This window comes from Micromonospora sp. ALFpr18c (genome assembly GCF_008868155.1).
Classification (GTDB): domain Bacteria; phylum Actinomycetota; class Actinomycetes; order Mycobacteriales; family Micromonosporaceae; genus Micromonospora.
On record NZ_WBKR01000248.1, the window covers coordinates 1 to 8,071 of the forward strand.

The 8,071-nt window shown below is 68.3% G+C and carries 7 protein-coding genes and 2 pseudogenes; 3 read left to right on the plus strand and 6 right to left on the minus strand.

The features are described from left to right. Positions 1-760: 760 nt before the first annotated feature. Positions 761-910, plus strand: a complete 150-nt coding sequence (locus F8271_RS33510; protein ID WP_225854827.1) for a hypothetical protein — start codon at positions 761-763, stop codon at positions 908-910. Between the two features lie 113 nt (positions 911-1,023). Here F8271_RS33510 and F8271_RS28290 read toward each other — a convergent pair whose 3' ends face one another. The 4 genes and pseudogenes from F8271_RS28290 to F8271_RS33515 form a co-directional block, all read right to left on the minus strand. Continuing rightward, a complete protein-coding gene (locus F8271_RS28290) occupies positions 1,024-2,019 on the minus strand; it encodes an ABC transporter permease (protein ID WP_151492896.1) in 996 nt (331 codons plus the stop codon). Positions 2,020-2,087: 68 nt separating this feature from the next. Further along, complete coding sequence (locus F8271_RS28295; RefSeq protein WP_151492897.1) at positions 2,088-2,423, minus strand: putative quinol monooxygenase; 336 nt, start codon at positions 2,421-2,423, stop codon at positions 2,088-2,090. A 9-nt stretch (positions 2,424-2,432) separates the two neighbouring features. Further along, on the minus strand, positions 2,433-2,933 hold the full coding sequence (locus F8271_RS28300) for a type 1 glutamine amidotransferase domain-containing protein (RefSeq protein WP_370461984.1): 501 nt from the start codon (positions 2,931-2,933) through the stop codon (positions 2,433-2,435). A gap of 481 nt (positions 2,934-3,414) precedes the next feature. Beyond that, positions 3,415-4,173: pseudogene (locus F8271_RS33515) on the minus strand (alcohol dehydrogenase catalytic domain-containing protein); the annotation flags it as partial. Between the two features lie 362 nt (positions 4,174-4,535). Here F8271_RS33515 and F8271_RS28310 point away from each other — a divergent pair. Beyond that, a complete protein-coding gene (locus F8271_RS28310; protein ID WP_151492899.1) occupies positions 4,536-5,765 on the plus strand; it encodes a GH25 family lysozyme in 1,230 nt (409 codons plus the stop codon). Between the two features lie 51 nt (positions 5,766-5,816). Here the strand turns inward: F8271_RS28310 and F8271_RS28315 are convergent, their stop codons facing one another. Together F8271_RS28315 and F8271_RS28320 are read right to left on the minus strand one after the other, a co-directional pair. Beyond that, positions 5,817-6,191, minus strand: a complete 375-nt coding sequence (locus F8271_RS28315) for a DUF3455 domain-containing protein (RefSeq protein WP_370461985.1) — start codon at positions 6,189-6,191, stop codon at positions 5,817-5,819. Between the two features lie 97 nt (positions 6,192-6,288). Next, complete coding sequence (locus F8271_RS28320) at positions 6,289-7,128, minus strand: ABC transporter ATP-binding protein (RefSeq protein WP_151492900.1); 840 nt, start codon at positions 7,126-7,128, stop codon at positions 6,289-6,291. Positions 7,129-7,393: 265 nt separating this feature from the next. Here F8271_RS28320 and F8271_RS28325 point away from each other — a divergent pair. Beyond that, positions 7,394-7,849: pseudogene (locus tag F8271_RS28325) on the plus strand (alpha/beta fold hydrolase); the annotation flags it as partial. Positions 7,850-8,071: the final 222 nt, after the last annotated feature.

Genomic DNA, 8,071 nt, shown 5'->3' on the forward strand with positions numbered 1-8,071 from the left:
CCCCCAACTCCGGCGGAGACTACGGCCTCCTGCCCTACCGACCCGGCCTCCTCACCCTGCAACGCTGACACCACCACGACAGGGCGGGCCCGGCACACCACCGGGCCCGCCCTGTCGTCGCGTGCGGCGATACGTACCCCGGTCCGATCGCCCCGGGCCGCACCCCCCGTACCCGCTCTCAACGTCCTGGCACATATCTACCGAAAAGGTGACTAACCGCAAGGACTGGGTTGATCTCGAAACAATGGCGTAATTCGTCCGGGTCAGCGGTCACACCTAGAGAGGTTGATGCATGAAGGCCGTGGTATTCCATGCTGTGGGAGACATCCGCCTTGAGGATGTTCCGGAGCCGAGCCTGCAGGCTCCGACAGACGCGATCGTGCGGTTGACCGGGTCGGCCATCTGCGGAACGGACCTGCACTTTGTGCGCGGCACGTTCAGTGGGTTCGACGAGGGGTCGGTATCGACGCCCAGCACCCGCAGCAGGGGCCGGGCGTCCCCGGGAAGGACGATGCGGCTGCCATGGCCCAGGTTCGGAAGACGGCAACGCCAGACGCCATCCGGAGCGGCGACCACTGGGTTGCCGGCGACAACCCCGCCCAGGTGTTGGAGTGGGCCGTGGAGTGCGCCGCGAAGGTGGGCACCATCGCGATCGTGGGTGGCTACCCTCCGACGATCACCTCCTACCCCATTGGCACGGCGATCAACAAGAACCTCACCATCCGAATGGGCATCTGCAACCACCGTCGCTACGTGGCAGTTGATCTTCGATCACATCCTGGCCGGTCGGCTCGACCTCACGAAGATCGTCACGCAGGACGAGCCCATCACCGACGTCATCGAGGCGTACGAGGCCTTCGACCACCGCCGTAAGGGCTGGTTGAAGGTCGAGCTTCAGCCTCAGGGCTGACGTCCACTCCGCTGGTCCACGCAACGACCGCCATCGCACCTGTCGTAACTCACGGCAGGTGCGATGGCGGTCGGGCCTACCGCCGAGGGTGCGGGCGGGTGCAGCCGGCTCTGTCACTTCCACCGTGGGCCGTTGCGCACCAATCTCGCGCTGAGCAGGACGAGCCCGAGCAGGCCGACGAGCCACGCCGCCTCGACGAGCACGGGTCGTAGGCCCACCGCCTCGGGGAAGTACGACGTGGTCTGCAGCAGCGCGATGACGCAGCCGTTGGGGTGGATGTCGCTGATGGTCCGGTACGGCTGCGGGAGGAGGGCGGTCGCCACGGCACCACCCGATGCCGCGTTACCGATCGCGATGAAGATCAACCACGTCGGGACGACAGCCCATCGCCCGATGAGGATCACCATCAGCGTGCCGAAGAGGCTGGTGACGGCGATCTGGGCCGCCAGCGTGCCCCAGAGGGCGGGCAGGGGTACGGGCAACGCCCCGAGGATCGGGCCCACGGCGACGGCCAGCGCGAGACCGCCGACGACGGTGAGACCGGCGAGGATGGAGAGCCAGGTCCGCAGGGGTAGTCGGCCGACATTGATCCGCAGTTGCAGGGCGGTGAGAAAGCCGAGGAGGGTCGCGGCGATCATCGCGTAGAAGGCGGCCAGACCTGAGCGGTCGGTGTCGGGCAATGGCCGGACGTCGGTGACGACCAGTCTCCGCCCGCCCTGCTCGTCCAGCTTCAGAGCGGCGTTGCGCAGCATCTGCGCGAGGGAGTTGCCGGCGGCGCTGGCGACCAGCAGCCGGGAGTTGCCCGGCTCAGCGATCAGGGCCGCGTAGACCTGTTGCCGCTCGATGGCATGTTCGGCCGCTTCGGCGGTCGGGTAGCTGCGATATTCGAGCGCGTCACGCATGCTCGACTTCAGTTGCTGCGCGATCGCCCCGTCGCTCGTCTCGCCACCCACGAGCGCCGCGGGAATGCGGTCCGGCGGCGGGCGGTCCAACGCCAGGGTGTACGAGGCCACGAAGGTCACGGCCAGCACGATCCCGACGGCGACGACGGTCAGTACGGTGCGAATCTCGCCGGGTTTGTGCTCCCCGTCAGCCGTGTTCTTCGTCAAGAGTCCTCCATTGTTGCCGCAGGTGCCGACGCGGGGCGGGAGCCCGATCCGGCTCCCGCCCCGGTTCGCTAGCTGTTTCCCGCCGGCACGGCGAGGTCCGGGAACGGGGTCCAGCCGTCCTGCGCGATGGTGGCCCGGACGGTCTGCACCGTCTCGGCCAGGCGTGGTGGCAGATCCCGCTGAGCCTGCCGAAAGTGGTCCGACTGCAAATGTGCCTGCATCGCCGCCTCATCCCGGTAGGACTCGATGAGGATGTACTCGTTCGGGTCGTCGACGCTGCGCGACCAGTCGAACCACAGACACCCGGCCTCGGCGCGGGTCGCGCGGGTGAGGGCGGCTACCGTCTCCGGCCACTGCTCCGCGTCCTCGGGCCGTACCCGGAACCTCGCGGTGATGATCAGCATGCTCTCCCCTTATCGTGCTCGCGCGGCGAACAGGTCGATCACCTTCGGGTTGAAGGCGGGAATGTCGTCGGGCTTCCGGCTGGTCACCAGGTTGTCGTCGACGACGACCTCCTGGTCGACCCACGTCGCGCCGGCGTTGACCAGGTCGGTACGCAGCGACGGCCAGGACGTCATCGTCCGGCCACGCGCGACGTCGGCCTCGGCCAGCAGCCAGAGGGCATGGCAGATCGCGGCGACCGGCTTGCCCGCGTCGAAGAAGTCCCGCACGAACTGGACGGCCGTCGGGTCCATCCGCATCGTGTCCGGATTGCCAACGCCACCGGGCAGGACCAGCGCCGCGTAGTCCGCCGCCGAGACCTCACTGACCTGCTTGTCCACCGGGAAGGTGTCGGCCTTGTCGTAGTGGGTGAAGAGCTGGATCGTGCCGCTCTTGTTGGAGATCAGCTCCAGGTCCGCGCCGGCCGCCTTGAGCGCCTTCCACGGCTCGACCAGCTCGGGCGTCTCCACCATGTCCGTGGCGAGCACCGCGACCCTGACTCCGCTCAATACCTTGTCCGTCATTTCCCGGGCTGCGGAGATCGAACTCCCGGTACGCGCTGAGCGCGTCCGTCACCGGCTCGTGCTGCGTCACCACCGTCGCCGGGTCGATGCGGCCCGACTCGACCGTCGCCAGCAGCTTCGGGATGTAGCGGGGGTGGTTTCCGTTGCCGGCCTGGACGGTGAGGTTGCGGGCCAACACGGTGCCGATCGGGAAGTACCGGTCGTTGGCCGGATAGACGCCCACGACTCCGAGGGTGCCCATCTTGGCCAGGCTCTCGACCGCCCAGGTCTGGGCCTGGCTGGGGGCGTCCCCCGGCTTCCACCGGCCGTCGGTCACGTCCTGGTTGGCGTCGGGGGAGATGTCCCGCTGCTCGTCGCGGCGCTGCTGTGCGGCGTCGTGCGCACCCCCGGAGGCGGGCCCCGGCTTGGCGCTCTCCGCGTCCACCCCGACGGCGTCCACCGCGCAGTCGGCGCCGATGCCGCGGGTCAACTCCATGACGGCCTGCACCGGGCCCACCTCGTTGAAGTTGACCACCTCGGCACCGTGGAGTCTCGCCTTCTCCAGACGGTCGGCGTGCCCGTCGATCGCGATGACCCGCGACGCGCCGCGCTGGAACGCCGACACCACGGCGAATTGACCGACCGGTCCGCAGCCCCACACCGTGGCGACGTTTCCGTCCCGCACGTCGGCGAGGACCGCGCCGAAATAGCCGGTCGGGTAGATGTCGGACAAGGTGATCGCTTGGGAGTCCGTGACGGTGTCCGGCAGCCGGAAGAGATTCGTGTGGGCGAACGGAACACGCGCGTACTCGGCCTGCAATCCGTTGAAAGGGCCCTGGGGCCTCGGCGAGCCGAAGGATGCCGTACCGGATCGCGGGCCGTAGGGGTTGATGTCGTCGCACTGCGCGAAGTAGCCGCGCCGGCAGTAGGAGCAGGACCCACAACCGAGAACCGCGGAGATGAGTACGCTATCGCCCGGCTTGAAGTTGCTGACCTGCGAGCCCACCTCCTCGACCACGCCGACGCCCTCATGGCCGAGAATACGACCGGGCTCCATTTCGGACATCGTGCCGCGGATGAAGTGCAGGTCGGTGCCGCAGATCGCCGCCGTCGTCACCCGAACGACAGCGTCGGTCGGGTGTTCAATTTTTGGCTCGGGAACATCATCTACTCTGATGTCGCCCGTGCCATGGTAGACAACTGCCTTCATCAATACCCCCGACTCACCATTCGGTCAGGCATTCAGCGAAGGCGTAGATACCCCTTGCAGGGTGGTCGAAACAACAGAGTCAGCGCAGTTGAACCAATAAGAATCGGAAGAAATTCTCCATGATATGAATCGGAACTTTACGCGGAGTTGATTTCGACCGTACGGCTCGACACGTCCTGCCGATGATGTGATTTCGGTCCACCGGGACAGCGCGACCCTCCGTCGACAAGGAATACTCTGCGAACCCACTCGATGGAGTCAGCCAGCCGTGCCCCGTTGCGCGGCGCACGAGGCGTTGCGGGTTCCGCCCACCGCGCCGACGGTCACCTCGACCTCGCGATCAAGGAGAATTCCACCTCACCATGCCTAGAAGATTGCTCTGTGTGCTGATGTCCGCCGGCCTCGCGGCCGGTGCGGCGCTCGGTGTGACGCAGCCGGCGCAGGCCGCGGACCCGTCCGTCGACGGTGGTGGCCGAGCGAACGCCGGCGTCGCTCCGGGCGCGCGCAGCGGCGCGATGGCCACAAGCGCCGCGATGCCGGCGGGTTACTCGGTCCGGGGCATCGACGTCTCCAGCCACGACCACAGCCTCGGCCCGATCAACTGGCCCGCGGTCGCGGCCAGCGGCGTCAAGTTCGCCTACGTCAAGGCGACGGAAGGCCGGACGTACCTCAATCCGTACTTCGCCGAGGACTACGCGGCGGCCAAGGACGCGGGTCTGCTCGTCGGCGCCTACCATTTCGCCCGTCCGGACAAGCGCGACCCGATCGCCGAAGCCAACTTCTTCGTCGACAGCGCCACGTTCACGAAGGACGGCCAGACCCTCGTGCCGATGGTCGACATCGAGTGGCCCTACTGGAGCGGCGCGCCCACCTGTTACGGGCTGACCCCGACCGAGATGTCGAACTGGATCAGGTCCTTCACCGACCAGGTCAAGGCACGCATCGGCCGGCCCGTGATGATCTACACGAACACCAACTACTGGAACCCCTGCACGGGTAAGAACGCGTCGTTCGGCGCCAACCCGTTGGACATCGCCGGCTACACCAGCGCTCGCCCGCCGCTGCCGGCGGGTTGGACCTCGGAGACGATCTGGCAGTACGCCGCCGGCAACCCGAGCAAGCCCGGCAACTACAGCCAGAACGTCTTCAACGGCACCTACGCGTCTCTCACCCGGCTCACCGGCGCACCGGTGGCCGTGCCCCCCGTCGCCCTCCGCTCACGGGCCAACCGGCGGTACGTGGTGGCCGAGAGCGGTGGCGCCAGGCCGCTGATCCCCAACCGCACCACCGTTGCCCGGTGGGAGCAGTTCGACGTGATCAGTGCGGGCGGCGGCTACGTCGCGCTCCGCTCACGGTCCAACGGTCGGTACGTGACGGCGGAGAGCAAGGGCGCGAAGCCGCTGATCGCCAACCGGACCAAGGTCAGCACCTGGGAGAAGTTCACCATCATCAACAACGCGGACGGCACGATCAGCCTGCGCGCCGCGGCCAACGGCAGATACGTGGTGGCGGAGAGCAAGGGCACCAAGCCGCTCATCGCCAACCGGACGTCGATCAGCACCTGGGAGAAGTTCGACCGCTTCGCCCTCTGAGCACCGCCGCTGCCCGGCACCCCCCGTACCGGGGTGCCGGGCAGCGGTCTGTCACCGCTTCGCCGCCCAGAAGACGTAGACCGCGCCGTACGGCACGGACGTCGTGGCACCGTCCGTGCAGGCGCCCGCCGGGGCCGCGCCGCCCGAGGTCAGGAGCCGACTGATGTACGCCACATTGCCGAGCAGGCCGGTGCCGGTGTGGCTGTCCACCGTCAGCAGCAACTCCGGGATCGTCCCCGCGCGCGGGCTCTCCGCCGTCTTCTTGGCCGTGATCAGGGAATCGTCGCGCTGGGACTGCCAACTCGGTCCCTTGAAGTGGTGGATCCGGCCGCCGCGAGACCACCGGCCACTCCGATGACCAGGAGCCCTCGGAAACGGGGTCGAGACGTGCTGAGCATGGGACTCCTCCGATTCGGGTGGGCGAATCCGTGTCCACGTGTTTCTGTACGGGCGGAATCCGAACGGCGATCAACTGCGCCATATCTGATCGACCGTTCACCCCGAAGGCGTACCGGAAATGGGTTCAGCCGGTGGCGGCGGCCAACCGTCGGACGGACCCGGCGCGGGCCGCCCAGCGCCCGTCCTCGTGGCGTACCTCGATGGGGTGCGCGAAGGCCGCCGACACCTGGGCGGTCGTGACCGTCCCGCCGGCCGGACCGGCGGCGACCACGCTGCCGCCGCTGATCAGCATCGCGTGGGTGGTCGTCGCCGGAAGTTCCTCGAGGTGGTGGGTGACCATGATCGAGGCGAGACGGGGGTGGGTCTGACGGAGCAGGTCGATGGTCTCGAGCAACTGCTCCCGGGCGGCGACGTCGAGACCGGTCGAGGGTTCGTCCAGCAGCAGCAGTCGCGGCCGGCTGATGAGCGCCCGGACGATCAGGGCACGACCCCGCTCGCCCTGCGAGAGGGTGGGCCAGCGTTCGTCGGCCCTGTCGACCAGCCCGAACATGCCCAGCAGGGAATCCGCCCGGGCACGGTCGTCCCGGGTCGGTTGCCAGCGCGGCGGCAGGTCGACCGATCCGACGATGCCGGTCAGCACCACCTCGCGGATGGTCAGGGGTGACCGCAGCGGATGACGGGGGTTCACGTGACCGATCGCCCTGCGCAGTTGTTGCAGGTCGACGCGGCCGAGTTGCTGATCGAGGATCCGCACGGTTCCCGAGGTCGGGTGGGTGAGCGCGCCGCAGAATCCCAGCAGTGTGCTCTTGCCCGCGCCGTTCGGGCCGAGCAGGGCCCAGTGCTCACCTTCGCGCACCGTGAGGTCGATGCCGTGCAGGATCTGCCTGCCATCCCGCCGGAACGTCACGTCACTCAGTTCGACGACGGGCGACGGCGGGTGTGTCTCGGCGGTCCCGAGGAGCATGGCCTTCTCTCGGTACGGCGAGGGCCGGGCCCCCGCGATTGCTTGATGATCCACCTGCACAGTGCCACAGACCCGGCGTGATGGCCGAGGCGATGCTCGGGATGTGGACCCGGCGGGCGTCGGCCCGGCTCGCCGAGGTCGCGGCGGACGGAGACCCGGTTGCCGTCGGCGTCAGGCGCCTCCGGGGTTGACACCAAAGCTAAGTGTGATAGCTTTTCAGCTACGCGCATAAGCCAAGGCGCTAATGAGCTTCCTGGAGGACGTTGTGACTGAGTTCCTCAGCGTCGACGGCGGGACGATCGCCTACGAGGTGACCGGCGCCACCGGGCCGCTGGTGGTGCTCGCCCACGGCATGGGTGACAGCCGACCGGCGTACCGGTTCCTCACCCCCGCCCTGGTGCAGGCCGGTTACCGGGTCGCCGCGACGGACCTGCGCGGGCACGGTGAGTCCAGCGTCGGGCGGGCGTCCTACACCCATACCGCGATCGCCGGAGACCTGATCGCCCTGGTGCGGCACCTCGGCGGGCCGGCCGTGCTCGTCGGCCACTCCATCTCCGGCGGTGCGGTCACCATCGCCGCGGCGAAGGCGCCGGAACTGGTCACCGCGCTGGTCGAGCTCGCGCCCTTCACCCGCAAGCAGCAGGTGAAGCTCGGTGACCTGCGCGTGGCCGCCCACCGCCGCGGCATGACCGCCCTGATGACCACCACCCTGCTCGGCAGCGCCGTGGTCCTGCCGTTCCTGGCCGGCGTCCGCGCCTAGTACGGCAGCCGCCATTAGCAGTCTGACCTGCTGGGATGTGGTGGGGGCGGCGTCCGACATGGACGCAGCCGCCCGTTGATCATGTGTTTGTGAAGACAACAAGATCGAAGGCGGCTGCTGCTGCCAGCATAGAGGCTGCCCGGGCGGCCCGGACCGCGGGTGAGTTGCTGGGACGGCTGCGGT